This is a genomic window from Nonomuraea monospora (assembly GCF_039531895.1).
In the GTDB taxonomy this organism is placed as follows: Bacteria; Actinomycetota; Actinomycetes; order Streptosporangiales; family Streptosporangiaceae; genus Nonomuraea; species Nonomuraea monospora.
Map to the genome: position 1 here is coordinate 206788 of NZ_BAAAQX010000019.1, position 24302 is coordinate 231089.

25 protein-coding genes are annotated in these 24302 nt (G+C 71.4%); 14 read left to right on the forward strand and 11 right to left on the reverse strand.

Features of this window, described 5'->3' with window-relative positions; translation table 11 throughout:
- Nucleotide 1: 1 nt before the first annotated feature.
- Nucleotides 2–1483, forward strand: a complete 1482-nt coding sequence (locus ABD331_RS32940) for a M48 family metallopeptidase (RefSeq protein WP_344483334.1) — start codon at nt 2–4, stop codon at nt 1481–1483.
- Complete coding sequence (locus ABD331_RS32945) at nt 1480–2589, forward strand: glycosyltransferase family 4 protein (protein ID WP_344483336.1); 1110 nt, start codon at nt 1480–1482, stop codon at nt 2587–2589. The genes ABD331_RS32940 and ABD331_RS32945 overlap by 4 nt, the downstream gene beginning before the upstream one ends.
- On the opposite strand, the gene ABD331_RS32950 is transcribed toward ABD331_RS32945, so the two are convergent.
- Genes ABD331_RS32950 through ABD331_RS32960 form a run of 3 tightly spaced genes read right to left on the reverse strand, consistent with a single transcriptional unit; the run spans nt 2586 to nt 5661 of the window.
- Entirely contained in the window at nt 2586–3503 is a 918-nt protein-coding gene (locus ABD331_RS32950) for a carbohydrate ABC transporter permease (RefSeq protein WP_344483339.1), read from the reverse strand. The two genes, ABD331_RS32945 and ABD331_RS32950, sit on opposite strands and share 4 nt — an antisense overlap.
- Nucleotides 3500–4372 (reverse strand): carbohydrate ABC transporter permease, encoded by an 873-nt coding sequence (locus tag ABD331_RS32955; protein ID WP_344483342.1) that lies wholly within the window; start codon nt 4370–4372, stop codon nt 3500–3502. The genes ABD331_RS32950 and ABD331_RS32955 overlap by 4 nt, the downstream gene beginning before the upstream one ends.
- Nucleotides 4372–5661, reverse strand: a complete 1290-nt coding sequence (locus ABD331_RS32960) for an ABC transporter substrate-binding protein (RefSeq protein ID WP_344483345.1) — start codon at nt 5659–5661, stop codon at nt 4372–4374. The genes ABD331_RS32955 and ABD331_RS32960 overlap by 1 nt, the downstream gene beginning before the upstream one ends.
- Before the next feature lie 131 nt (nt 5662–5792).
- Here ABD331_RS32960 and ABD331_RS32965 point away from each other — a divergent pair, with 131 nt between their 5' ends.
- On the forward strand, nt 5793–7613 hold the full coding sequence (locus ABD331_RS32965) for an ABC transporter ATP-binding protein (protein WP_344483348.1): 1821 nt from the start codon (nt 5793–5795) through the stop codon (nt 7611–7613).
- A 139-nt stretch (nt 7614–7752) separates the two neighbouring features.
- On the opposite strand, the gene ABD331_RS32970 is transcribed toward ABD331_RS32965, so the two are convergent.
- Complete coding sequence (locus ABD331_RS32970) at nt 7753–8106, reverse strand: hypothetical protein (protein WP_344483351.1); 354 nt, start codon at nt 8104–8106, stop codon at nt 7753–7755.
- 248 nt (nt 8107–8354) lie between these two features.
- Here ABD331_RS32970 and ABD331_RS32975 point away from each other — a divergent pair, with 248 nt between their 5' ends.
- The gene (locus ABD331_RS32975) at nt 8355–8723 is read left to right on the forward strand and encodes a MerR family transcriptional regulator (RefSeq protein ID WP_344483354.1); all 369 of its coding nucleotides are present in this window, start codon (nt 8355–8357) and stop codon (nt 8721–8723) included.
- Between the two features lie 44 nt (nt 8724–8767).
- Here the strand turns inward: ABD331_RS32975 and ABD331_RS32980 are convergent, their stop codons facing one another.
- Nucleotides 8768–10516 (reverse strand): AMP-dependent synthetase/ligase, encoded by a 1749-nt coding sequence (locus ABD331_RS32980; RefSeq protein WP_344483357.1) that lies wholly within the window; start codon nt 10514–10516, stop codon nt 8768–8770.
- 164 nt (nt 10517–10680) lie between these two features.
- On the opposite strand from ABD331_RS32980, the gene ABD331_RS32985 reads away from it, so the two are divergent.
- The 7 genes from ABD331_RS32985 to ABD331_RS33015 all read left to right on the forward strand — a co-directional run bounded on the left by ABD331_RS32985 (nt 10681) and on the right by ABD331_RS33015 (nt 16475).
- Nucleotides 10681–11448 carry a metallophosphoesterase family protein gene (locus tag ABD331_RS32985; RefSeq protein ID WP_344483360.1) on the forward strand — a complete coding sequence of 256 codons (768 nt, stop codon included), beginning with the start codon at nt 10681–10683 and terminating at the stop codon, nt 11446–11448.
- 60 nt (nt 11449–11508) lie between these two features.
- On the forward strand, nt 11509–11943 hold the full coding sequence (locus tag ABD331_RS32990) for an SRPBCC family protein (protein WP_344483363.1): 435 nt from the start codon (nt 11509–11511) through the stop codon (nt 11941–11943).
- Nucleotide 11944: 1 nt separating this feature from the next.
- Nucleotides 11945–13153, forward strand: coding sequence for an ArsA family ATPase (locus ABD331_RS32995; protein WP_344483366.1), 1209 nt, complete (start codon nt 11945–11947; stop codon nt 13151–13153).
- Nucleotides 13154–13201: 48 nt separating this feature from the next.
- Nucleotides 13202–13627 carry a DUF5304 family protein gene (locus ABD331_RS33000; protein WP_344483369.1) on the forward strand — a complete coding sequence of 142 codons (426 nt, stop codon included), beginning with the start codon at nt 13202–13204 and terminating at the stop codon, nt 13625–13627.
- A 13-nt stretch (nt 13628–13640) separates the two neighbouring features.
- On the forward strand, nt 13641–14573 hold the full coding sequence (locus ABD331_RS33005) for an ROK family glucokinase (protein WP_344483372.1): 933 nt from the start codon (nt 13641–13643) through the stop codon (nt 14571–14573).
- 23 nt (nt 14574–14596) lie between these two features.
- Entirely contained in the window at nt 14597–15292 is a 696-nt protein-coding gene (locus ABD331_RS33010; RefSeq protein ID WP_344483375.1) for an endonuclease/exonuclease/phosphatase family protein, read from the forward strand.
- A gap of 76 nt (nt 15293–15368) precedes the next feature.
- Nucleotides 15369–16475 carry a hypothetical protein gene (locus tag ABD331_RS33015; RefSeq protein WP_344483378.1) on the forward strand — a complete coding sequence of 369 codons (1107 nt, stop codon included), beginning with the start codon at nt 15369–15371 and terminating at the stop codon, nt 16473–16475.
- Between the two features lie 10 nt (nt 16476–16485).
- Here ABD331_RS33015 and ABD331_RS33020 read toward each other — a convergent pair whose 3' ends face one another.
- Nucleotides 16486–16956 (reverse strand): hypothetical protein, encoded by a 471-nt coding sequence (locus ABD331_RS33020; RefSeq protein WP_344483381.1) that lies wholly within the window; start codon nt 16954–16956, stop codon nt 16486–16488.
- 46 nt (nt 16957–17002) lie between these two features.
- Entirely contained in the window at nt 17003–17761 is a 759-nt protein-coding gene (locus ABD331_RS33025; protein ID WP_344483436.1) for an alpha/beta hydrolase, read from the reverse strand.
- Nucleotides 17762–17939: 178 nt separating this feature from the next.
- Between ABD331_RS33025 and ABD331_RS33030 the strand changes: the two genes are divergently transcribed.
- Nucleotides 17940–18665 (forward strand): lysophospholipid acyltransferase family protein, encoded by a 726-nt coding sequence (locus tag ABD331_RS33030; RefSeq protein WP_344483384.1) that lies wholly within the window; start codon nt 17940–17942, stop codon nt 18663–18665.
- Between the two features lie 49 nt (nt 18666–18714).
- Here the strand turns inward: ABD331_RS33030 and ABD331_RS33035 are convergent, their stop codons facing one another.
- Entirely contained in the window at nt 18715–19176 is a 462-nt protein-coding gene (locus tag ABD331_RS33035; protein ID WP_344483387.1) for a MarR family winged helix-turn-helix transcriptional regulator, read from the reverse strand.
- Between the two features lie 84 nt (nt 19177–19260).
- On the opposite strand from ABD331_RS33035, the gene ABD331_RS33040 reads away from it, so the two are divergent.
- Nucleotides 19261–19689 (forward strand): DoxX family protein, encoded by a 429-nt coding sequence (locus ABD331_RS33040; RefSeq protein ID WP_344483390.1) that lies wholly within the window; start codon nt 19261–19263, stop codon nt 19687–19689.
- A 402-nt stretch (nt 19690–20091) separates the two neighbouring features.
- On the opposite strand, the gene ABD331_RS33045 is transcribed toward ABD331_RS33040, so the two are convergent.
- A complete protein-coding gene (locus ABD331_RS33045) occupies nt 20092–21027 on the reverse strand; it encodes a LysR family transcriptional regulator (protein ID WP_344483393.1) in 936 nt (311 codons plus the stop codon).
- A 111-nt stretch (nt 21028–21138) separates the two neighbouring features.
- Between ABD331_RS33045 and ABD331_RS33050 the strand changes: the two genes are divergently transcribed.
- Complete coding sequence (locus ABD331_RS33050) at nt 21139–22491, forward strand: MFS transporter (RefSeq protein ID WP_344483396.1); 1353 nt, start codon at nt 21139–21141, stop codon at nt 22489–22491.
- Here the strand turns inward: ABD331_RS33050 and mmuM are convergent.
- Together mmuM and otsB are read right to left on the reverse strand one after the other, a co-directional pair.
- Nucleotides 22463–23329, reverse strand: coding sequence for a homocysteine S-methyltransferase (gene mmuM / locus ABD331_RS33055; RefSeq protein ID WP_344483399.1), 867 nt, complete (start codon nt 23327–23329; stop codon nt 22463–22465). The genes ABD331_RS33050 and mmuM overlap by 29 nt on opposite strands.
- Complete coding sequence (gene otsB, locus ABD331_RS33060) at nt 23330–24151, reverse strand: trehalose-phosphatase (protein WP_344483402.1); 822 nt, start codon at nt 24149–24151, stop codon at nt 23330–23332. It abuts the gene before it with no gap.
- Nucleotides 24152–24302: the final 151 nt, after the last annotated feature.

A 24302-nucleotide genomic window follows, 5' to 3' on the forward strand; every position in this document is an offset into this window, starting at 1 on the left:
GATGAGCGATCGAGAAGACATCGGCGACGCGACACGGGAAGAGGAGGTGACGGACGGGGCGATGGCCGCCGTCTGCGCGGCCGGCCATCCGGACGAGGACGCGGCAGGCGGCGAGCGCGCCGGTCCCCGGGAGACGGCGGCGGCATCGGAGACGGCGTTCTCCCCGGAGCCGGTGGCACCGGAGACGGTCGCGTCGGCAGGCGGGGCCGGGGGCGAGCGCCGGGCGGAGGCGGCGGAATCGGAGGACGCCGCGTCCACGCGCCCGGCGGCCATCGCGCTGATCCTCCTGGGCCTGGTGATCCTGGCCGTGACCGCGTTCAGCACCCCTTGGCAGGTCCTGTCCGGCGGCCCGCCCGACCCGGCGCGCGACTTCAGCGCCGCCCAGCTCGCCAGGGCGCGGGCGTTCGACGCGGCCACCACCCTGCCGAGCTACATCGCGCTGGCCCTCACGATCATCATCGCGGGCATCCTGGTCGCCACCCCGTTCAGCGCCAGGGTGCTGGGCAGGCTGAAGGGCCCGTGGTGGGTGCGGGTCGTCCTCGGCACGCTGGTGATCACCGCGCTGGTCGAGCTGGTCAGGTGGCCGCTCGGCATCTGGGTCGAGACGATCCTGCGCGACTTCGGCCTGTCCACGCAGGACTGGGCCGCCTGGGCGGGCGACCGGCTGAAGAACCTCGGCGTGGAGGCGGTGCTGCTCTGCGTCATGCTGCTGGCCCTGGTGGCGCTGGCGCGCAAGGTGCGGCGCTGGTGGATCCCGGCCGCGGTGGGCGCGTTCGCGCTGACGGTGGTGACGTCGTTCGTGTATCCGGTGGTGTTCGAGCCGCTGTTCAACGACTTCTCCTCCATGCGGGAGGGGCCGCTGCGCACGAACCTGCTGGAGATGGCCGAGCGTGACGGCGTTCCGGTCGAGGACGTGCTGGTCGCCGACGCCTCGCGGCGCACGACGGCGCTCAACGCGTACGTGTCGGGCTTCGGCGCCACGCGCCGCATCGTCGTCTACGACACACTGCTGCAGGCTCCGCAGCGGGAGGTCGAGCTGGTCGTGGCGCACGAGCTGGGGCACGCCAAGCACGACGACGTGCTGTACGGCACGCTGGTCGGCGCGCTGGGCGCGGGCTTCGGCGCGATCGCGCTGTTCCTGCTCATCAGGCCGCTGCGGCGGCGCACCGGGATCGCCTCGATCGCCGATCCGCGGTCGGTCGGCGTGGTCATGGGTCTCATGACGTTCGGCTCGCTGTTCATGGGCCCCGCGCAGAACGTGATCAGCCGTCACATCGAGGCCAGGGCGGACGTGCACGCGCTCGACCTGACCGGCGATCCGGCCATGTTCATCGCCATGCAGAAACGGCTCGCCATAACGAATATTTCCGACTTGTCGCCGGATGCGGTGGAATATGTCCTCTATGCCTCCCATCCCTCCGGCCCCGAGCGCATCGCGATGGCTCGCGCATGGGCGAAGCTGAACGGCGTCCCCGAGCCGTGACCCCACCCGTGCGCCCGGCCGACGGCAGCGTGCTCATCGTGACGAACGACTTCCCGCCCAGGCCGGGCGGCATCCAGTCGTTCGTCCACGGGCTCGCGCTGCGCACGCCGGGCGTCACGGTCTACGCCCCCGCCTGGCCGGGCGCCGAGGAGTTCGACCGGCGCCAGCCGTTCAGGATCGTGCGGCACCCGACGCGGCTCATGCTGCCCACCCCGGCCGTCGCGCGCACGGCGGCCGGGCTGGTGGCCGAGCACGGTGTCAGGACCGTGGTGTTCGGCGCGGCGGCGCCGCTGGGGCTGCTCGCGCCGCGCCTGCGCCGGGCGGGCGCGCGGCGGATGGTGATGCTCACCCACGGCCACGAGGCGTCGTGGGCGAGCTCGCCCGGCTTCCGCGCGGTGCTGCGCAGGATCGGCGGGCACGCCGACGTGGTGACCTACCTGGGCGAGTACACGCGCCAGCGGCTGGCCTCCGTCATCCCGGCGGGCAAGCTCGTCCGGCTCGCGCCCGGCGTGGACGTCGCCCAGTTCCACCCCGCGACGGCCGGGGCCGAGCTGGGCCTGGCCGGGCGGCCGGTCGTCGTGTGCGTGTCACGGCTGGTGCCGCGCAAGGGCCAGGACCAGCTCATCAGGGCCTGGCCCCAGGTGCTGCGCTCGGTGCCCGAGGCGGTGCTGCTGCTGGTGGGCGGCGGCCCGTACAGAAAGAAGCTGGAGCGGCTGGCGGCCGGGCACGAGTCGATCAGGTTCACCGGCACCGTGCCGGCGGCGGAGCTGCCGGGCCACTACGCGGCGGCGGACGTGTTCGCGATGCCGTGCCGCACCCGGCTCAGGGGGGTGGACGTGGAGGGGCTCGGGATCGTGTTCCTGGAGGCGTCCGCGACCGGCCTGCCGGTGGTGGCGGGCGCGTCCGGCGGCGCGCCCGACGCGGTCAGGCCGGGCGAGACCGGCCTGGTCGTGAACGGCGAGGACGCCGGCGAGGTGGCGCAGGCCATCGTCGAGCTGCTCACCGACCCCGACAAGTGCCGCAAGATGGGCGCGGCCGGCCGCGACTGGATCACCCGCGAATGGGCGTGGGACCAGGTGGCCGCCCGCTTCCACCAACTGCTCTAGCCCTTCGTGGAGCCGAGCGTGAGCCCGGCCACGAACTGCTTGTGCAGCAACTGGAAGACGATCAGGGTCGGCAGCGCCACCAGCATCGAGCCGGCGGCCAGCAGGTTGTAGTCGGTGAAGAACTGGCCGCGCAGGTTGTTCAGCGCCGAGGTGACGGGCAGCTTGTCGCCCGACGACATCAGCACCAGCGCCCACAGGAAGTCGTTGTACATCCAGGTGAACTGCAGCGTGGCCAGCGCCGCCAGCACCGGCCGGCACAGCGGCAGCGTCAGCCGCCAGTACCGCTTCCACACCCCCGCCCCGTCCACCAGCGCCGCCTCGTTGATCTCCTCGGGGATGGTGCTCATGAAGTTCGCCAGCACGAAGACGCAGAAGCCGAACTGGAACGCCACGTGGATGAGGATCAGCCCCAGGTAGGAGTCGTAGAGCGACTGCGAGTCCGACAGCCACGCCGGCAGCGGGACGAGCGTGTAGAGCGTGTACAGGGGCGTGATGAGCACCTGCGGCGGCAGCAGGTTGCCCGCCGTGAACACGATCAGCAGCGTCCTGCGGCCCGGGATGCGCAGCCGTGCGATCGTGAACGCCGTGAACGAGGCCAGCAGCAGCACCACCGCCACCGCAGGCAGCACGATGATCAACGTGTTGAGGTAGTAGCGGGGCAGCTCGGCCTGCGTCCACGCCTGTGCGTAGTAGTCGAGCGTGAGGTGCTCGGGCCGCGAGACGTACCCCAGGCGGGCGGTCTCCTCGTACGGGCGCAGCGACGCGTACACGGCCAGCAGAAGCGGCAGCAGCCAGCCCAGCGCCACCAGCAGGAGGAAGGCGTGCAGCAGGACCCGCAGCGGCCGCACCGGGCGCCGCGACGGCGCCCGCCGCGTCTGGGCGGGGGGAGCGGAGGCGGGAGCGGTGAGGGTCATCGCTGCTCCCTGAACATCTGCGACAGGTACGCGATGATGAACCCCATCGAGATCACCAGCAGGATCACCGCGATCGCCGAGCCGAACCCGATCCTGCTGGCCTCGCCCACGATGTTCTCGGTGACCAGCACCGACAGCAGCTCCAGCCCGTTCCTGCCCTTGTTGATGGCGTAGACGATGTCGAACGCCCGCAACGCCTCGATCACCGTGATGACCAGCACGATCACGTTGACCGGCCGCAGCGTCGGGAACACCACCCGGAAGAACGCCTGCCGCTCGTTCGCCCCGTCGATGGCCGCCGCCTCCTTCAGCGCCGGATCGACCGCCTTGAGCCCCGCCAGATAGATGATCATGACGTACCCGGCGTGCCGCCAGCCCGCCGCCACCATGACGACCCAGACGTTGATCGAGCTGTCGCCCAGCCAGTCCACGCTCAGCCCGGTCACCGCGTTCAGCACGCCGTAGTCGGAGGAGTAGACGAGCTGGGCGATGAAGCCCACCACGGCCAGCGACAGCACGACCGGCATGTAGAGGGCGCTCTGGTAGAAGCGCGACAGCCGCAGCCGCCGGTCCAGCAGCACCGCGCAGAACAGCCCGAACGGCGTCGCGACCAGCCCCAGGAAGCCCAGCCACAACACGTTGTTGCGGACCGCCGACCAGAACGGCGGGTACTCGGCCGACAGGTCGTGGTAGTTCCGCCCGCCCACCCACTCGATGGGCCCGATCCCGTTCCAGTCGGTGCCGGACAGCCAGACGGAGGCCAGCGTGGGCCCCCAGATGACGCTCACGTTGACGGCGATGGCCACCCCCAGCCCGATGACCAGGACGGTCACGTCGCGGGCGGAGTAGCGACGGGTCTTGACGGCCATCAGCGGAAGATGTTCGCCTTCTGCTTCTCGATGCTCACCAGCAGGGGGTCGATCTCGTCCGGCTCGCTGACGAACGACTGCAGCGACGGGATCATCACCGTGGAGGCGAAGTCGGGCCGCGTGTCACGGTCGAGGAACTGCGCGATGTGCGTGGCCTGCGACACCAGCTCCGCGCCGCGCTTCTGCAGCGCGCTGTAGCCGGAGGTGTCGGCCTTCGAGCCCGCCGCCAGCGTGCCGGGGTCCAGCTCGGTGGCGACGTCCTGCGAGGACGGCTGCGCGAAGTGCTTCAGCAGCGCCTTGGCGCCCGCCACGTTCTTGGCCTTGGCGGAGATCATGTAGCCGTCGATGGGGGCGTCGATCGAGTCCGTCCCGTAGGTCGGGTTGATCTCCGGGAAGGTGAAGAAGTCGAGGTCGTCGCGGTCGGCCTCGGGGAACTGCTGGGCGACGAACATGCCGAGCAGGTACATCCCGGTCTTCTTCTGCGCCAGCGACTGCCCCGCCTCCTGCCACGTGCGGCCCAGCGCGGCGGGCTGGTGGTACTGCATCAGCCCCCGCCAGGTCTCGAACACCTGCTTGACCTTCGGATCCGTCCACGACTCCTTGCCTGCCATGAGCGCGATGTGGAAGTCGTAGCCGTTCGTCCGCAGGTTGAGGATGTCGAACGTGCCCATCGCCGGCCAGCCGTCCTTGTCGGCGAACGCGATCGGGATCAGCCCGTCGGCCTTCATCTTCCTGGCCAGCGCGGTGAACTCGTCCAGCGTGGCCGGCGGCTCGTAGCCCTTCTCCTGCCAGACGCTCTTGCGGTAGAAGACCGCCCACGGATAGTAGGTGAACGGGATGAAGTACTGCTTTCCGTCCACGCCGGTCGACTGGTCCTTGAACGCCTGCGTGTAGTTCCCGCCGATCTCCTGCCAGACGTCGGAGATGTCCACGGCCAGCCCCTGCTCGGCGAAGAACTGCATGCGGTAACCCGCGAACCAGGTGAACACGTCGTCGGGCGTGCCCCGCAGGTAGCGGTTGATGTTCTCCTGGAACGTGTTGTGATCGACCGTGTTGATCTTGGTCGTGGCCTGCGCGAAGCTCTTCACCACCGTCTCGAGGGTCTTCTTCGGGATCTCGTCGGAGGCGTTCGAGCCGATCGTGACCGTGCCCAGCTTCGCGCCCGGCCCGCCGCCGGGCGCGGGGGCCGGTTCGCCGGAGCCGCATCCGGCCAGGACCGCCGGGACGCCGAACGCGGCGGCGGTGCCGAGCAGCAGATGGCGGCGTGAGATCGGCGGCCGTTGGTTCATGGTGGGTTCCTCCTTGCCGGACCCGTCAGAATCCCCCGAGTTCGCTCACCTTCCCCCATCGAAAAGCCAACATTTCGGACTGTCAACGCTCGAAACCAGGCCTCCACCGGTTCGCGACCTAGCCTGGCGGTATGAGCTCGACGCGGCGCAGCGTCGCCGAAGCCGCCGGGTTAGTCTGGCGCGCCGGCCCGATCCGGGCGGTGTGCTACGCGTCCGTCACCCTGGTCCAGGCCGGCCTGCCCGTCGCCGTCGCCTGGCTCACCAAGCTCGTCCTCGACGACCTCGTCCGCGGCGCCCCGCTGAGCGAGCTGGCGGTCCTGCTCGTCCCGATGGTCGCCGTCGGGGCAGCCATGGCCGTGCTGCCGCAGCTCAGCGCCTACCTCGGGGCCGAGATGGGCAGGCAGGTCGCGCTGCGCGCCCTCGACCGCCTCTACGTCGCGGTCGGACGCTTCATCGGCCTCGGCCCCTTCGAGAACCCCGCCTTCCTCGACCGGCTCCGCCTGGCCACGCAGGGCGGCCAGATGGCCAGAAGCCTCGTCAACAGCGCCTTCGACCTCACCAGGACCGCCCTGACCCTCGGCGGCTTCCTGGCCTCCGTCGTCGTCATCTCCCCGCCGATGGCCGCGGTCGTGCTGGCCGCCGGCGTCCCCGCCCTCGTCGCGCAGCTCGCGCTGGCCAGGCGGCGGGCCAGGATGCTCTGGGACACCGCACCCGTACAGCGCCGCGAGTTCTTCTACTCCCACCTGCTCAGCAGCGTCGAAGCCGCCAAGGAGGTGCGGCTGTTCGGCCTGGGGGCGTTCCTGCGAGGACGCATGCTCGACGCCCGCAGGTCCGTCAACGCCGCCGAACGGGACCTGGACCGCAAGGACCTGCGCACCCAGACGGCACTCGAACTGCTCGGCGCCGTCGTCGCCGGAGCCGGCCTGGTCTGGGCCGTCCTCGCCGCCAAGGACGGCACGATCACGATCGGCGACGTGTCCATGTTCATCGCCGCCATCGCGGGGCTGCAAGGCGGGCTGGCCGCGCTCGTCGGCGGCATCGCCGGCTCGCTCCAGTGGCTGCTGCTGTTCGGCCACTACGCCGAGATCGTGCACGCCGAACCCGACCTCCCCATCGCCGCCCACCCCGCCCCCGCCCGCCCCCTCACCACCGGCGTCGAGCTGCGCGACGTGTGGTTCCGCTACGCCGCCGACCTGCCCTGGGTGCTGCGCGGCGTCACCCTCACCATCCCGTACGGGCAGGCCGTCGCCGTCGTCGGACTCAACGGCGCGGGCAAGAGCACACTCGCCAAACTGCTGTGCCGCTTCTACGACCCCGAGCGCGGCTCCATCCACTGGGACGGCGTTGACCTGCGCGACCTCGAACCGTCCGAGCTGCGCGCCCGGCTCGGCGCCGTCTTCCAGGACCACATGACCTACGACTTCAGCGCCCGCGACAACATCGCCGTCGGCGACCTGACCGCCCTCGACGACCTCGACCGCATCCGCGCCGCCGCGGCCAACGCCGGCGTGGACGAGGCCATCATGAACCTGCCCGAGGGCTACGACACGGCGCTGACCCGGATCTTCATCATGGCGCTCAAGCCGTCCAAACCGCCGCCCACCGGGGTCGTGCTGTCGGGCGGGCAGTGGCAGCGGGTGGCGCTGGCCAGGGCCTTCCTGCGCGACCACGCCGACTTCATGATCCTCGACGAGCCCAGCTCTGGCCTCGATCCCGAGGCCGAGCACGACGTGCACCTGCGCATGCGCCGCTACCGCTCCGACCGGACCAGCCTGCTGATCTCGCACCGGCTGAACGCTGTGCGGGAGGCGGATGTGATCGCGGTGCTGGTGGATGGGGAGGTGGTGGAGCTGGGTGGGCACGAGGAGTTGATGGCTGCCGGTGGGACGTATGCGCGGATGTTCCGGGTTCAGGCGAGCGGCTATCAGGAGCACTCACCGGACGTCCTCTGAAGGTGTCGCCAGGTCACGGGCAGCTCGTGGCCTGGATCCGGGGGGCGCAGCGCATCCACCCGCCTGACAGTGAACTCCTACGACGGCTGGGTGGTGGGAGTGAGGAGGGCGGGCCTGTGTAGGCCCGCCCTCGGAGGGGTTAGTTGACGTCGAGGTTGCGCTGAATGGAGACGAGGACGCCCAGCATCTCCTGCTGGAGGGTCAGCATGGATTTGTGTGAGGACTCCAGGGCGTCGAACCGCTGGTCGACCGCGTCGAACTTGGTTTCGAACTTCGTGTCCATCGCGTCGAGTCGCCTGTCGATGCCGTCGAACCGCTTGTCGACCGCGTCGAACCTGGCCTCGACCCTGCTGTCCAGCTTCTTGACCCGGTTGGCGACGTCGTTGATGCGCTCGGTCAGATCCTGAGCCAGCTCGATCTGGTTTGCCCTGATCTGCACCAGCTCGTTGTGGATCTTGGTGGCGAACTCAGTCCCGGAGTCCTTGATGGTCATGGAAAGTTCCCCTAACGTTAGGCGAGGGACCGGGGATTTTCCGCATCTCCGGTCCCGTTCTTTGCGACGACAATACCCCGGAATTGACCGTCTGTAAGCGGGAATCGAAAGGAGATTCCCCTGCTCAGGCGGCACAAATGGGACCCAATTCGGAATAATCCTCTTATTCTCTGGAGGCGTCGCGCACCCTGCGCGCGGTAAGGTAATCGCCGAGAGTAAAAGGCTGATTTGTGCCGGGAGGGCGTCGCATGAGGATCGGGGCGTTGTCGCGCGAGACCGGGGTCAGCCCCCGCCTGCTGCGTTACTACGAGGAGCAGGGCCTGCTGACGTCGCACCGCGGCGAGGGCGGCCACCGCCGCTACGACACGGACGCCCCCGTGGTCGTCCGCCGCATCCGCACGCTGCTCGCCGCCGGCCTGCCGACCAAGGTCATCAAGGACGTGCTGCCGTGCGCGTCCGGCTCGGGCGAGGTCCTGGACGCCTGCACGCTGGGCCACCTGCGCGACCGGCTGTCAGGCCTGGAGGAGCAGCTCGCCGAGCTGCAGGCGACCAGGGACAGCCTGGCCGCGCTCGTGGCGACCACGGAGGAAGAGGCGACGAAGCAGAAGGCCGCCTGAAGAAGCAGAAGCCACCTGAAAACCGGAAGGCCTGCCGCTCGGGGTCAGTGCCCGCCGTAGAGGTCGTCGATCTCCTTGGCGAAGTCCCGCATCACCAGGTTCCGCTTGATCTTGAGCGTAGGCGTGAGATGCCCGCTCTCCTCAGTGATGTCCGCGTCCAGAATCACGAACTTCTTGATCTGCTCAGCCTTGGAAACCGTCAGGTTGGCCCGATCCACCGCCCCCTGGATCTCGGCCTGCACCTGAGGATCGCCGCGCAGCTCCGCCACCTTGGCCCCCGCGGGGACGGCCTCAAGGTCGAGGGTGATCAGGGCCGCGACGAACGGCCGCCCGTCGCCCACGACCATGGCCTGCGACACCAGCGGGTGCGCCCGCAGTGCGTCCTCCAGCGGCCCGGGGGCGACGTTCTTGCCCGCCGCCGTCACCAGGATCTCCTTCTTGCGCCCGGTGATCCGCAGGTAGCCGTCGGGGTCGAGCTCGCCGATGTCGCCGGTGTGGAACCAGCCGTCGGCGTCGATCACGTCGCCGGTGGCCTCGTCGTTCTTCCAGTAGCCGGGGAAGACGTTGCGGCCCTTGGCCAGGATCTCGCCGTCGTCGGAGATGTGCAGGGTGACGCCGGGCAGCGGCTTGCCGACGGTGCCGATCTTGTTGGCGCCCGGCATGTTGACGGAGACGGGGGCCGAGGTCTCGGTGAGGCCGTAGCCTTCGAAGACCTCGATGCCGACGCCGCGGAAGAAGTGGCCGAGCCGGTCGCCGAGGGCGGAGCCGCCGCAGACCGCCGCCGAGAGCCGGCCGCCGGTGGCCGCGCGCAGCTTGGCGTACACGAGCTTGTCGAACACGGCCCGCTGGAGCCGCAGGCCGAGCGGGGCGCCGCCGGAGCTCTCGGCCTTGCTCCAGGCGACGGCCACGTCCACCGCGCGGGCGAAGATCTTGCCCTTGCCGCCCGAGATGGCCTTCTGCTCGGCGCCGTTGTAGACCTTCTCGAACACGCGCGGCACGCCCAGAAGGAACGTGGGCTGGAAGTCCTGGAGGTCGGGGGCGACGTTCTTCATGTTCGGGGTGTGTGCCATGACGGCGCCCGCCTCGATGAGCACGACCTGGATCATGCGGGCGAAGATGTGCGCCAGCGGCAGGAACAGCAGCGCGGCCGGGTCCTTGCGGGCGAACAGCGGCTCCAGCGGCCCGCGCAGCACGTTGAGCGCGGTGAACAGCAGGTTGTCGTGGGTGATGCGGCAGCCCTTGGGGCGGCCCGTGGTGCCCGAGGTGTAGACGACGGTGGCCAGGTCGGCGGAGGTGACGGCCTTCCTGCGCTCCTCGACGTCGGCGGCGGAGACGTCGCCGGTCTCCAGCGTGCCGTCGACCCGCCACAGCGACTTCAGCTCGGGCGCCGCCTCCCTGACGGCCTCCTCGTGCCCGTCGAGCTCGACGAACGCCGCCTTGGCGTCGCTGTCGCGCAGGATCCACCTGACCTGCTCGACGGAGGACGTCTCGTAGATCGGGACGGTCACCGCGCCGACGGCCCAGATGGCGTAGTCGACCAGCGTCCACTCGTAACGGGTGCGCGACATGAGCGCGACCCGGTCGCCGTGCTCGACGCCCGCCGCGATGAGCCCCTTGGCCACCTCGACCACCTGGTCGCGGAACTCGGCCGCGGTGACGACGGGCCAGCCCGTGCCGACCTTGCGGCGCATCACGACCGCGCCCGGCTCCTGCTCGGCGCGCCGGAAGACGGTGTCGGCCAGGCCAGCGGAGGCGGGCACGTCGACCAGGACGGGGACGCTGTACTCGCGCACGAACTCAACTCCTCTTCGGGGACCGCCTGGACGTTACCGCCTTAAGTTACGCGCCGGTAGCTCCGTCATTGAGGCGTTATGAAGGGCATTTCCCACGCTAGCAGCCGTCGCCCGCCCGTACGCGCACCGAGATCGGCCGATCCGGGCGGGCTTAGGATCTCCCCATGAGGGTCCATGTCGTCAGTGACGTCCACGGCAGAGCCGACGCTCTGGCCGGCGCGGCGGAGGGCGCCGACGCGCTGATCTGCCTGGGCGATCTGATCCTGTTCGTCGACTACGACGACCACGCCCAGGGCATCTTCGCCGACCTGTTCGGCGCGCGGAACGCCGCGGAGTTCATCGCGCTGCGCACGGCCAAGCGGTTCGACGAGGCCAGGGCCATGTCGGCGCGGCTGTGGGCGTCGCTCGACGGCGATCCGCGCGAGCACATCGAGCGCAACGTGCGCGCCCAGTACGACGCCCTCTTCGCCGCCATGCCCACCCCGGCCTACCTCACGTACGGCAACGTCGACCTGCCCCGCCTGTGGGCCGACTACCTCAGGCCCGGCCACCAGGTGCTCGACGGCGAGGTGACGGAGATCGGCGGGCTGCGCTTCGGCTTCGTGGGCGGCGGGCTGAAGACCCCGTACCGCACCCCGCACGAGATCACCGACGAGGAGTACGCCGCCAAGGTGGAGGCGGTCGGCGAGGTGGACGTGCTGTGCTGCCACATCCCGCCCGCGCTGCCCGAGCTGCTGTACGACGTGGTGGCGCGGCGGTTCGAGCGCGGCAGCGAGGCGACGCTGGAGGCGATCAGGCGCACCCAGCCGCGTTACGTCCTGTTCGGCCACGTGCACAACCCTTTGCGTGCGCGGGCCCGCGTGGGCCGTACCGAATGTGTGAACGTGGGCCATTTCCGGGGGAAGGGCGTGCCGTACGTCCTCGAATGGTGATCTGACCGCCGTCGTGCAGCGGTCCGCCGCGGTCGGCGGTTTGTGCACTACGGTGGTCGCATGTCTGATCGCACCACTTCGAGCATCACCATCGGCGCCCCGCAGGCCGACGTGATGGCGGTCATCGCGGACTTCCCCTCCTACCCGGAGTGGGCCGGGCAGGTCAAGCGCGCCGAGGTCCTCGACACCGACACCGAGGGCAGGCCGCGGACGGTGCGGTTCGTCCTGGACGCCGGCCCGATCAGCGACACCTACGCCCTCGCCTACACCTGGGCGGGCGACGACGTGCACTGGCAGGTGGCCGAGCCGGGAAAGATGGTCTCCGACCTCCGGGGAAGTTACCGGCTGGCCGGCGCGGGCAGTGGCACCGAGGTGACGTACGAGCTGACGGTCGATCTCAGCGTGCCCATGATCGGCCTGATCAAGCGCAAGGCGGAGAAGGTGATCGTGGACACCGCGCTCAAGGGCCTCAAGAAGCGCGTCGAAGGCCGCTGAGTTGAGCCCGCGGGTCCTGCTGTTCACCGGCAAGGGCGGCGTCGGCAAGACGACGGCCGCCGCGGCCACCGCCACGCTCGCCGCCGGTCGCGGCCTCAAGACGCTCATCATCTCCACCGACACGGCGCACTCCCTGTCCGACGCGCTGGGCGCGGAGCCGGGGGAGATCGCGCCGGGCCTGCACCTGCACCAGGTCGACACGCAGAAGACGCTGGAGCGCCACTGGGGCGAGCTGCAGGACTACGCCAGGGGAGTGCTGGCCGAGCTGGGCCTCGACCAGATCACCTCCGAGGAGATCACCGTCCTGCCGGGCGCCGAGGAGCTCATCGCCCTGCTGGAGCTGCGCGAGCACGCCCGCGAGCACCGCTGGGACGTGATCGTCGTCGACTGCGCGCCCACCGCCGAGACGCTGCGCCTGCTGGCCATGCCGGAGGCGCTCGACTGGCACGTCAGCCGGCTGATGCCCGTCGGGCGCAAGCTGGTGCGGCTGGTCGCGCCGTTCGTGCGCAGCGTCGCCCGCGTGAGCGCCCCCGGCGAGGACGTGCTGAGCGCGGGCGAGCGCTTCCACCGCGGCCTGATGGAGGTGCGCGAGCTGCTCACCGGCGACCACGCCTCCGTGCGCCTCGTGCTCACACCGGAGTCGGTGGTGCTCTCCGAGGCCAGGCGCACGCTCACCTCCCTCAGCCTGTACGGCTACCGCGTCGACGCCGTCATCGCCAACCGGGTCTTCCCCGACGGCGGCGCCGACGAGTGGCGCGCCGGCTGGGTCGAGGCACAGTCGCGGCTGCTGGCGGAGGCCGAGCAGTCGTTCGCGCCGCTGCCCATCCACGTCGTGCCGTACCTGCCGGCCGAGCCCGTCGGCAAGGAAGCCCTGGCCGCCCTGGGCGCCGCGCTGTACGGCGAGGCCGACCCGTTCGCCCCGCACGCCGTCGAGCCGCCGCTGCGGATGAGCGCCGACGAGCTGACCCTGGCCCTGCCCGGCGCCGATCGCGGCGACGTGGACCTGGCCCGCAAGGGCGACGAGCTGATCGTCACCGCCGGGCCGTACCGCAGGATCCTGGCGCTGCCCGTGGCGCTGGCCCGCAGGCGGATCAGCGGCGCCGAGCTGCGTGACGGCGTGCTGCGCGTGCGCTGGCACACCGACGGGAGCCCGCCCGCGGCGGCGGGGTCTGCACTACCGTTCGACTCGGGGAGCGAATCCGCGACCTGAGGAGTTGAACATGGAGGAGCGAGACCCCACGAGCCAGGGAGGGCCAGGATGACCGAGAGCCAGGACAGAGATCCGCTCGGGACCGTCGCCGACGAGGCGCGCAAGCTGTTCGACTCGATCCAGGGGCGGGCCACCCGCCAGGTCGGCAGGAGTGTGTTCAACTCCTTCACCGGCGGCGGGCGCAGGGAGCGCGACGTCTGGGAGGAGGCCGTCTCCGAGCCCCACGACGAGTACATCTGCCGCGCCTGCCCCGTCTGCCGGGCGATCGCGGCGCAACGCGAGTCGGGCGGCGACGTGACGGGGCACCTCATGGCGGCGGGCGGCGAGCTGTTCGCCGCGTTCAGGGGCGCCATCGACGTGCTGAGCAGGCCTGCCCCGCGCACCAGCAGGCCGCGCGACGACCAGCGCGACACCCGGCGCGACGACCGGCCTGAGGGCGGGCGCGACGACGTGGAACACATAGATCTGAACTAGGGAGACACGGGGCATGCTCACGATCGGTGTCGACATCGGCGGGACCAAGGTGGCCGCCGGCGTGGTCGACGACAATGGCGAGATCGTCGAACACACGCTGAGGCCCACCGCCGCCGACCGCCCCGACGTGGTCGCCGAGACGGTGGCCGACGTCGTACGCGAGCTGTCCAGAGACAGGACGATCGAGGCCGTCGGCGTAGGCGCGGCGGGCTTCGTGGACGAGACCAGGTCCGTCGTCCGCTTCGCCCCGAACCTCGCCTGGCGCGAGGAGCCGCTGCAGAAGAAGATCAGCGACCTGGTCGGCCTGCCGGTCGTCATCGAGAACGACGCCAACGCCATGGCGTGGGGCGAGACCAGGTTCGGCGCGGGCAGAGGCCAGTCGCACGTGGTCTGCCTGACGCTCGGCACCGGCATCGGCGGCGGCATCGTCATCGACGGCGCGCTCTACCGCGGCCGCTGGGGCATGGGCGCCGAGCTGGGGCACATGCAGGTCCTGCCCGGCGGGCGGCTGTGCGGGTGCGGCAACATCGGCTGCTGGGAGCAGTACGCCAGCGGCCAGGCCCTGGTCAAGGAGGCCAGGGAGATCGCCGAGGCGCACCCCGGGCGGGCCGCCACGCTGCTGGGGCTGGCCGATGGCAAGATCGAGGGCGAGGAGGTGACCGAGGCCGCCCGGCTGGGCGACGAGGCCTCGCTGGACGCCTTCCGCAACCTGGCCGACTGGCTCGGGCAGGGCATGGCCGACCTGGCCGCCGTGCTCGACCCCGGCTGCTTCATCGTCGGCGGCGGTGTCTCCCGGGCCGCCGACCTGTTCATCGACCGGGCCAGGCAGGCGTTCGCCGAGCGGCTCACCGGGCACGGGCACCGGCCGTTCGCCGAGATCAGGCTGGCCGAGCTGGGCGCCTCCGCCGGCGTCGTGGGAGCGGCCGACCTGGCCAGGCAGCGCTGAGCGCCGCATCCGGCGATCAGCGCGTGACGGTCAGGGTCGGGACGTACAACCTGCACGGGCTGCGCGACAGCGTGCCCGCGCTGACCAGGGTCATCGCCGCCGCGCGCGCCGACGTGCTGTGCGTGCAGGAGGCGCCCAGGTTCGGCCGCTGGCGGGCCAGGCGCGCGGCGCTGGCCGCCGCGGCGGGCCTCACGGTCGCCACGCCGGGCAGGGCCGGCGGGGTGGCCGTGCTCGTCGGCCGGCGCGCCCGCGTCCTGCACGCCGAGAGCCACGCGCTGCGCGGCTTCCTGGGTCTGGAACGGCGGGCGCTGGCCGTCGCCGTGGTGCAGGCCGAGGGGGCGCGGCTGGCCGTCGGCTCGCTCCACCTCGACCTCCACGAGGCGGCCAGGATGCACCACGCCGCCGAGGCCGTGGCGCTGATGGAGGACGTGGCGGCCAGGCACGGCGCCGCCATCGTGCTCGCCGGCGACGTCAACGAGCATCCCCACCGGCCCGCCTGGCGTTACCTGGCCGGACGGCTGGCCGACTGCTACGCCGTGGCGCCCAAGGGCGACGGGCTGACGTTCCCCGCCGCGCAGCCGTCCGCACGCATCGACGGGGTGTTCGCCGCGCGCGAGGCGCGTGTCGTGTCGTGCGGGGGAGTGGACGCCGCGATCGCCGATCTCACCGGGGCCAGCGACCATCTCCCGGTCGTCGCAGAGTTGCGAGTTGGGCACTAGCGGGCAAGACAGGCTCTCCAGCCCGTAGCATTTCCTCATGACTCGTCGCTCTCAGCGGCGTGCGCTTTCCTTGATCTTGGCGACGTCCGTGGCCTGGACGCAGGTCACGCCCGCCGCGCATGCCGATCCCCGCCCCGCGCAGATCGAGGCGTGGCAGCAGTCGACCAGCGTGCGGCTGCAGGCCGACGGCTCGCTCTCCGACGTGCTGGCGATCTCGCCGGGCGACGTGTGGGCCGTGGGCCAGCAGGAGATCTGGGACGTCTGGAAGAACCGCGGCACCATCCGCCACTGGAACGGCAGCCGCTGGAGCGAGATCGGCATCCGCGACAACACCGCGGCGGGCAACCTGCGCGGCCTGGCCGCCGCCTCGCCGTCGGACGTGTGGGCGGTCGGCGACGGCCACGACGGGGTGCCCTACCTCGCGCACGGCGACACGGCCGGCTTCGACCGGGTCAGGCCGCTCTGCCCGCCGGCCGGCTCCGACCGGGTCAGGCCGCCCTGCCTGCGGGCCGGCGACTGGCTGGGCGGCATCGACACCAAGTCGGGCAAGGTCGTGGCGGTGGGCAGCCGCGAGAAGAACGCGCTGATCGTGACCGGCCAGGGCAACGACTGGACCGTCCAGGAGATCGAGGACAAGGGCGCCCTGTACGCGGTGTCCGGCGGCTTCGCGGTCGGCGACACCGGCACGGAGCCGCTGATCGCGCACTACTCCGGCGGCACGTGGAAGTCCATGCCGCTGCCCTCCATCCCCGGCGGCTACCTGCGCGACGTGCAGGTCGACAGCTCCAAGCGGGCGCTGGCCGTGGGCGGCGTCTACCGCGGCCCCGGCGAGATCACGCCGCTCGCCCTGGTCTGGAACGGCAAGCGGTGGCGGGAGCTGCGGCTGCCGCCATCCGAGGCCAGGCTGTACGGCGTGACCGGCGACGGCAAGGGGCGCTACTGGATGACCGGCTACGACCCCTCCCGCGCGGCGGAGCCGTTCATGCTGCGCTGTGAGAAGGGCGAGTGCGAGACCATCAGGGGCGGCACCCAGCAGGGCAGGAGCAGCGTGCGGCTGCAGGCGGTGGCGTACCTGGCGGGCAAGAGCACGGTGTGGGCGGTCGGGCACGCCGTCGACACCAAGGACCGCTACACCGACGTGGTGGAGTCGTTCGCGCCCAAGGTCACCACCGCGAAGTCGTAGGTTCCGCTGCTCAGAGCACGGCGCCGTCGTCCCAGCCGGAGTCGTTGGGCGGGCCGTCGCCCATGCGGACCACCAGTGCCACGAACCCGCCGATGAACGCCGCCACCGCGGTGAACAGCGCCCACCCCTCCATGTGCCAGCTCGCCATCGCCGCGACCAGCAGGTAGGCGGGGCCGCCGAACAGCCCCACCCACGCCAGCTTGGTCGGCAGGTCCAGCTTGGGCAGCGGGGGCGGCGGCGGAGGCTCGAAGTGCCCCTCGTCCTCCTCCTCGTCGCCCCCGCTCTCCCGTGGTTCGTCGTCGTCCGGGGAGGTGTCGTGCGCGGGCTCGTCCTCCGGGGGTTTGACCACCCGGCGGGTCGGCTCGGCGGGCACGTTCTCGCTGTCCGGCCATGGCTGATCGGCCGAGTCGCGCTCGGCCGTGTCGTTGAAGGACGCGACGATCTGCCGCCAGACCTCGTCCTCGTCACTCTGGGGCGTCACCTAGATGGGCCTCTCCGCAGCGATCGCGACTTCCCCCTGGGTGCGATCAGTCCCTCTGCAAGGGTACCGAGGCATGTGTCCGGATGAAGTCGAGGCTCCCGGCAAAGATCCTGTCGGCATCGTTGTCAAGCGTCGCAACATGGTAGCTATCGGTAAGCTCCTCGATCGTGGCCTGCGGGACCTTCGCGCGTATGATCGCGACACTCGTCGGCTTCACCACGTGGTCCTCCGTGCTGTGGAAGACCAGCAGCGGTTGTGTCACCTTCGCCAGGTCGGCCTGCACCAGCGACCACAGCCCCGGCAGCGAGGCCGCCGCCTTCACCGGGGTTCTGGAGTAGGCCAGCTCGCGCACGCCGGGCTTCTTGACGTCGTTGGCGACGCCGGGCACCGACGGCACGAACCATTTCAGCAGCGGAGCCAATCTCATCAACGGCACGTCGTTGGCGATCGAGGGGTTGACCACCATCACACCCCTGATCGCGGAGCCGTGCACCTCGGCGAGTCGCAGCGCCAGGCAGCCGCCGAGCGACAGCCCCGCCACGAACACCTCCGCGCACCGGCCCTGGAGGTCGGCGAACGCCTTTTCCACCTCGGCGTACCAATCGTCCCAGCGCGTTCTGTTCATTTCCTGCCACTTGGTGCCGTGTCCGGGCTGACGGGGGAGCGAGACGCTGACCCCGTGCCCGGCCAGGTACTCACCCCACGGCCGCAGGGACTGCGGCGTGCCGGTGAACCCGTGACACAGCAGCACGCCGATCTGGCCTGCTTCGTGGTGGTAGGGCTCAGCGCCTGGCATGAGCGGCATAACAGCTCCTCTGTGCCGTTTCATTCCGGCAATTTCCGCCGGAACGGCCCGATCGTCGCACGTTCTGGGGTATTTGTGCGAGAGCTGATGTAGGAGCATGGCAGTCGGGATGGGAAGATGACTCTGCCCGCTGCTGACAATGCCCGCCGACGAGAAGTGCGCAGGAAGAGGTGCCAGGGTGTTCTACTGGGTGGTCAAGGCCATCTTGGGGCCGTTCCTCCACCTCATCTTCAGGCCGTGGACCGAGGGCGCGGAGAACGTGCCGAAGCAGGGGCCCGCGATCCTGGCCGGCAACCACCTGTCCTTCGCCGACCACTTCTTCGGCCCGCTGCAGATCCGCCGCAAGGTGATCTCCCTGGGCAAGGCCGACTACTTCACCGGGCGCGGCATCAAGGGCTTCTTCACCCGGCTGTTCTTCAGCGGGGTCGGCACCGTGCCGATCGACCGCTCCGGCGGCAAGGCCAGCGAGGCGGCACTGCGCACCGGGCTGCGCGTCCTGCGCGAGGGCAACATCCTGGGCATCTACCCCGAGGGCACGCGCACGCCCGACGGCCGCCTCTACAAGGGCAAGACCGGCGTGGCCAGGCTCGCCCTGGAGTCGCGGGTGCCGGTGATCCCCTGGGCGATGATCAACACGTACGAGATGATGCCGCCAGGGCGGCTGCTGCCCAAGCTGGGCATCAGGCCCGGCGTCAAGTTCGGCAAGCCGCTCGACTTCTCCCGCTACTACGGCATGGAGGACGACCGGCTGGTGCTGCGCGCCGTGACCGACGAGATCATGTACGCGCTGATGGAGCTGTCGGGGCAGGAGTACGTCGACAAGTACGCCGCCAGCGCCCGCGTCGAGATGGAGCGCGCCGCGCGCGCCGCCGCCTCCTCGGGCTCCTCGGGCAAGAGCGAGTAGCGGCCGGAGGGTCACGCCGAGGCCGGATGGTCACGTCCAGGCCGGAGGGTCACGCCGAGGAGCGTAAGGCCTCCTCCGTCTTGCGCATGGCGCTCGTCATCGTGCGCAGCTCCTCCCGGCTGAGCCGGTCGATCAGGTACGCCCGCACCACCTCCACGTGCCCCGGCGCCACCTGCTGCAGGCAGCGCACGCCCGCGTCCGTCAGCACCGCCAGCACGCCCCGCTCGTCGGACGGGCAGGTCGCCCGCTCGACCAGCCCCGCCTTCTCCAACTGCGTGATCTGGTACGTCAGCGCGCTCTTCGACACCACGACACCCCTGGCCAGCTCCGTCATGCGCATCTGGCGGCCAGGCGACTCCGACAGGACCACCAGGATCTCGTACTGCGGGTGAGTGAGGCCGGCTTCGGCCTTGAGCTGCTCCTCGATACGCCGCTCAAGCAAGTGGGAGGTGGACACGAAGGCGCGCCATGCCGCCATCTCGGTCGCGTCCAGCCATCGGGTGTCCGTCACCGATTCAGTGTACTGTCGTTCGAATTTGAACAAATCACTGCTAGAGTCGTTGTTCAAATCTGAACAACCATCGAGGGAGTCCGTATGGTGGATCAGGCGCGTCCCTTCGCCCTGCTGCTGGCGAGGGTCGCCATCGGGGTGATCTTCCTGGTGCACGGCTATCAGAAGTTCGCGACCATGGGGATCGCGGGCACGACCAAGTTCTTCGAGTCCGTCGGCATCCCGCTCGCCGGCCTGGCCGCGCCCGCGGTGGCCGTGCTGGAGGTCGCCGGCGGGCTCGCCCTGATCCTCGGCGTCGCGCTACCGATCGCGGGCACGCTGCTGGCCCTCGACATGCTGGGCGCCATCGCGTTCGTGCACGGGGCCAACGGGCTGGCCGGTGAGGGCGGCTACGAGTTCGTGCTGGCGCTGGCGGCGGCGAGCCTGGCCGTCGGGTTCACCGGGGGCGGGGCGCTGGCCCTCGACCGCGTCCTGACCCGCCGCCGCGGCGCGACCGCCACAGCGACCGCCTAGCCTCTCGCCGCGCTGTGGTGCGGGTGTCTGGAGGCGGGGAATGGCGGTCGGGCGTGGTGGTGGCCGCCTGGGGGTGACGTGCCGGCCGAGCGTGGTGGAGGCCAGCCCGTCGCCGCGCGCTCGCGCCCTGCCCGCGCCTGCCACCCGCACTCCGCCTCACACCCGCGCCGTGCGTTGCGCTGCGTCGCGTGCCGTGCGGTGCAGTGCGGTGCCGTGCCGTGCCGTGCGGTGCCGTGCCGTGCGGTGCCGTGCCGTGCGGTGCCGTGCCGTGCGGGGTGCCGTGCCGTGCGCTGCACCGTGCCGTCGCGTCGCGCCGTGCGTCGCATCGCGTGGTGCCGTGCGGTGCCGTGCGCCGTGCCGTGCTTCGCGTCGCGTCGTGCCGAAGCCTGTGACGCGGCGTGGTCAGGCGGGCCGGTCGGGTGTGTGCCCCGCCGCAGCAGGGTCGAGGGCCGCGCGGACGCGTTCGCGTAGCCATGCGTGGGCCGGGTCGGCGTCGTAGCGCGCGTGCCAAGCCTGCGAGATCGTCATCTCCGGCAGCTCGAACGGCAGCGCGAACGTCACCAGCCCGAGCGCCTCGTACATCGGCCGGGTCAGCGCCTGAGGCGTCATCCCCACGAGCCCGGAGGCGCGCACCGCCAGCAGCATCGCCCCGAAGGTCGGCACCGAGCCCGCCACCCGCCGCGTCAGCCCCTGAGCGCTCAGCAGCGCGTCCACGGGCCCGGAGGTGCGCCCCCGCCGGGTGGCGATCACGTGCTCGTACGCCGCGAACCGCGCCGCCGTGACCGGCCCCCCGTCCAGGATCGGGTGCCCGGGCCGGACGACGCCGATGGCCCGGTCGGTGGTCAGCGGCTCGGTGCGGATCTCCGGCGCGGGGTCCTCGATGACGGTCACCTCCAGGTCGGCGCTGCCGTCGCGCAGCGCCTGCTCGTCGCCGTGCCCTTCAGGGATGAAGTGCAGCCGCACCCCCGGCGCCGACCGGCTCACCTCGGTCAGCAGCGGCACGCTCACCGCCGTGATGACGGCGTCCGACGCCAGGATCACGAACCGGCGCTCCAGCGTGGCCGGGTCCGGCTCGCCGGGCGGCGTGAACACCTTCCTGGCCGCCTCCACCAGCGTCCGCACCTCGCTCTGGACGGCCAGCGCCCGTGGCGTGGGCACCATCTGCCGCCCCGACCGTACGAGCACGGGGTCGCCCATGGCCTTGCGGATGCGTCCGAGCGTGCGGCTCATGGCGGGCTCCGACAGGTGCAGCCGCCGGGCCGCGGCCGAGACGCTGCCCTCCTCCAGTAGGGCGTCCAGGGCGATCAGCAGGTCGAGGCTGGGTTGCGTCTGGCGCATGTATCACCTGCAAAAGATGCATTTGAGGTAAGGGCTGGGCCGAGTCTACGGTGAATGCCGCGGGAGGCCTCCGCTCGTCCCATCACCCATGACCTCGTCGGGGGTTTTCGCATGTCCACAGTCACCCTGGAAGCCGGGCGCGCCGCCCGGACCCGGATCATGGCCGTCATGGCCGCGTCCGTGGTTCTCGCGGTCGCCCTGGTGGCCGCCGTCAACCTCGCCATCCCCACGCTCGCCGCCTCCGAGCTGCGTCCCTCGCAGGCGCAGATCCTCTGGATCGTGGACGCGTACGTCATCGTCTTCGCCTGCCTGCTCATCCCCGCCGGCGCGGCAGGCGACCGGTTCGGCCGCAAGGGGGTGCTGCTGGCCGGGCTGGGCGTGTTCGCGGCGGGCTGCCTGGCGGCGGCGCTCGCCCCGGACGTCGGGACGCTGATCGCCGCCAGGGCGCTGAGCGGCGCGGGCGCGGCGATGGTGATGCCGGCGTCGCTGGCCATCACGGTCGGCGTGTATCCGGCGGCCGAGCGCGGCGCCGCAGTGGCCGCCTGGACCGCCGCGACCGGCGCCGCGGGCGTGATCGGCAACCTGGGCGGCGGGCTGGTGATGCAGTACCTGCCGTGGCGGGCGCTGTTCGGCGTGCCGGTGCTGCTCGCCGCCGTCCTCGCGGCGCTGGTGGCGGTGCTGGTGCCGCGCATGCCGCGGCACGCCGCCAGCCTCGATCTGCCGGGCACCGTGCTGCTCACGGCCGCCTCCGTTGCGCTGCTCACCGGCATCATCGAGGGGCCGGAGGCCGGCTGGGGGAGCGGGCTGGTGCTGGCGGCGTTCGGCGTGGCGGCCGTGCTGTTCGCGGTCTTCGCCGGGCACCAGTTGCGCTCCGCCGCGCCGCTGCTCGACCCCCGGTTGTTCGCCGCGGCGCGGCTGCGGGCCGGGACGCTCGGCGTGGCCGTCACGTTCTTCGGGCTGTTCGCGCTGTTCTTCGTCAACGCCCGTTTCCTTCAGGAGGCCAAGGGGTTCTCGCCGCTGCTCACCGGCGTGGCCATCGTGCCGCTCGTCATCCCGATGATCGTGCTGTCGCGCCTGGCGGGCCGCTTCGCGCGGCGCCCCGCCGTGATGGCCGGGCTCGCGGGGAACGTGGCGGGGCTGGTGCTGCTGTCGTTCGCCGACGGTGACATGCCCTATCCGGTGTACGCGATCGGGCTCGTGATCATGGGTGCGGCCATGGGGCTCTGCCTGCCCGTGCTCTCGTACGAGATCATGGCGGCGCTGCCACCCGAGCGGGCCGGGCTCGGCTCCGGGCTCAACAGCGCCACCCGCGAGCTGGGCAGCGCGATCGGGGTCGCCGTCATGGGGACGGTGATGACCACGTACGGGATGGGCGCCGGCTACCGCGTCGTGGCCGCCGTCGTCCTCGCCGGAGCGCTGCTGACCGGGTGGTGGCTCAGGTCAGACGCGCGCGGATCTGCCTGATGTGCTCAGGCGTCGTACGGCAGCAGCCGCCGATCAGCGACGCGCCCGCCCGCTGCCACTCCTGGGCGGCCAGGCCGTACTCGACAGGGTCGGCCAGGCCGCGCCAGCGGCGGGCGGCGGCGTCCCACGACTCGCCCGAGTTGGGGTAGACGACCACGGGCAGGCCGTCCGACAGGCAGGAGATCAGGCCGGGGATGTGGCGCGGCGCGGTGCAGTTCGCGCCGACCGCGACCACCTGCGGGCTGCCCGCGAACAGGGCGGCCGCCTCGCGGATCGGCGTGCCGTCGTTGAGCCGCTCGCCGTCGCGGCACGAGAAGCTCACCCACGCCTTCACCCCCGGCGTGCGGTCCAGCAGCGCGGCCAGCGCCCGCGCCTCGGCGACGGACGGGATGGTCTCGCAGGCCAGCAGGTCCGCCCCGGCCCCGGCCAGGATCTCCCAGCGCGGCAGGTGCCAGGCGTACAGGCCGTCCTCGTCCAGGTCGTAGTCGCCGGTGTACTCGGCGCCGTTGGCCAGGTACGCGCCGTACGGGCCGACCGAGGCCGCCACCAGCCCGCGCCCGGCCTCGTCGCGCGCCTGGGCGGCCAGCTCCACCGACAGCCGGATCAGCCGCTCGGCCTCCGTCACGTCCAGCCCGCGCCGCGCGAACCCCGGCAGCGTCGCCTGATAGCTGGCCGTCGTCGCCACGTCGGCGCCCGCCGCGAAGTAGTCGGCGTGCGCGCGCCTGATCAGCGCGGGCTCCTCCAGCAGCAGCCGCGCCGACCACAGCGCGTCGCTCAGATCCGCGCCGAGCTCCTCCAGCCGCGTGGCCAGCCCGCCGTCCAGGACAAGTGTCGTCACTTATCCAGCGTACGGGGCGGCCGGAAATGCGCGGATGACATGGTCGAGCAGGTGCGGGGTGTGCTCGGGGGCGTCGATCGTGAAATCCGCCCGGCGTGCCAGCTCGTCGCCCGTCTCCCCGTTCGCCACCGCCACCCGCACACCCAGGAACGCCGGATCCCGCTCCTCCCGCCCGCGCAGCGCCTCGAACGCCCGGCCGTCGGACAGGTCGTCGCCGAAGTACCAGGCGCGGGTGAGCGCCTCCGTCTCGCGCTCCACCAGCGTCCCCTTGTCGCCCTCCACCGGGGGCCTCAGCTCGACCACCATGCGCCCGTACTGCTCCCGCAGGCCCAGCTCGGCCGCCTTGGCCGAGGCCCACCGCTCCACCGCGCCGCGCAACGACGGCGACGAACGGTAGTGCAGCGCCACCATCAGCGCCTTGTCCTCCACCAGCACCTCGCCCGGCAGCTCCCGGGCCGCGTCGGCCGTCACCCGGGCGATGACCGGAGCCCAGGCGCCCGCCTCCGCCTCCGTGCGCACCCGGCCGTCCACGACGGTCTGCATGCCGTACAGGCCGAACAGGCTCAGCCGCGGCATTGCGGGGAAGCGGTCGCGCAGGAACGCGGCGGGGCGGGCCGAGACGATGGCGACCCTGCCCACCAGGGTCGCCAGCAGGCGCAGCCGTTCCAGCGCGCCGGGGACCGGGCGGACGGCGGAGGGATCTCGCATGATGGGGGCGATCGTGCCGTCGAAGTCGAAGAAGAAGCCGGACTTCGTGCACTCGGAGACGGTGGCGGACACCGCCTCGGCGAAGCGCAGGGGGGCGCGAGAGGTCATCGCCATGCTGGTGACTGTAGAACAGCGTGGGCGGATCGGACAGACGCCTGGGTGCGGAGTGAATGTGGACTGGGGGCGTGTGTTCACGGGGCGCGCCGCCACCGTCACAGGACTCGCGAGCTAGCCGCTCTCGGTGACGCCCTGGTCAGATCGCGCG

Bases quoted from the DNA above. Each gene is read 5' to 3' on its own strand.
- ABD331_RS32940 (WP_344483334.1), top strand. From the start codon at position 2: ATGAGCGATCGAGAAGACATCGGCGACGCGACACGGGAAGAGGAGGTG.
- ABD331_RS32950 (WP_344483339.1), bottom strand. From the start codon at position 3,503: ATGACCCTCACCGCTCCCGCCTCCGCTCCCCCCGCCCAGACGCGGCGG.
- ABD331_RS32955 (WP_344483342.1), bottom strand. From the start codon at position 4,372: ATGGCCGTCAAGACCCGTCGCTACTCCGCCCGCGACGTGACCGTCCTG.
- ABD331_RS32960 (WP_344483345.1), bottom strand. From the start codon at position 5,661: ATGAACCAACGGCCGCCGATCTCACGCCGCCATCTGCTGCTCGGCACC.
- ABD331_RS32965 (WP_344483348.1), top strand. From the start codon at position 5,793: ATGAGCTCGACGCGGCGCAGCGTCGCCGAAGCCGCCGGGTTAGTCTGG.
- ABD331_RS32970 (WP_344483351.1), bottom strand. From the start codon at position 8,106: ATGACCATCAAGGACTCCGGGACTGAGTTCGCCACCAAGATCCACAAC.
- ABD331_RS32975 (WP_344483354.1), top strand. From the start codon at position 8,355: ATGAGGATCGGGGCGTTGTCGCGCGAGACCGGGGTCAGCCCCCGCCTG.
- ABD331_RS32985 (WP_344483360.1), top strand. From the start codon at position 10,681: ATGAGGGTCCATGTCGTCAGTGACGTCCACGGCAGAGCCGACGCTCTG.
- ABD331_RS32990 (WP_344483363.1), top strand. From the start codon at position 11,509: ATGTCTGATCGCACCACTTCGAGCATCACCATCGGCGCCCCGCAGGCC.
- ABD331_RS33000 (WP_344483369.1), top strand. From the start codon at position 13,202: ATGACCGAGAGCCAGGACAGAGATCCGCTCGGGACCGTCGCCGACGAG.
- ABD331_RS33005 (WP_344483372.1), top strand. From the start codon at position 13,641: ATGCTCACGATCGGTGTCGACATCGGCGGGACCAAGGTGGCCGCCGGC.
- ABD331_RS33025 (WP_344483436.1), bottom strand. From the start codon at position 17,761: ATGCCGCTCATGCCAGGCGCTGAGCCCTACCACCACGAAGCAGGCCAG.
- ABD331_RS33040 (WP_344483390.1), top strand. From the start codon at position 19,261: ATGGTGGATCAGGCGCGTCCCTTCGCCCTGCTGCTGGCGAGGGTCGCC.
- ABD331_RS33045 (WP_344483393.1), bottom strand. From the start codon at position 21,027: ATGCGCCAGACGCAACCCAGCCTCGACCTGCTGATCGCCCTGGACGCC.
- ABD331_RS33050 (WP_344483396.1), top strand. From the start codon at position 21,139: ATGTCCACAGTCACCCTGGAAGCCGGGCGCGCCGCCCGGACCCGGATC.
- otsB (WP_344483402.1), bottom strand. From the start codon at position 24,151: ATGGCGATGACCTCTCGCGCCCCCCTGCGCTTCGCCGAGGCGGTGTCC.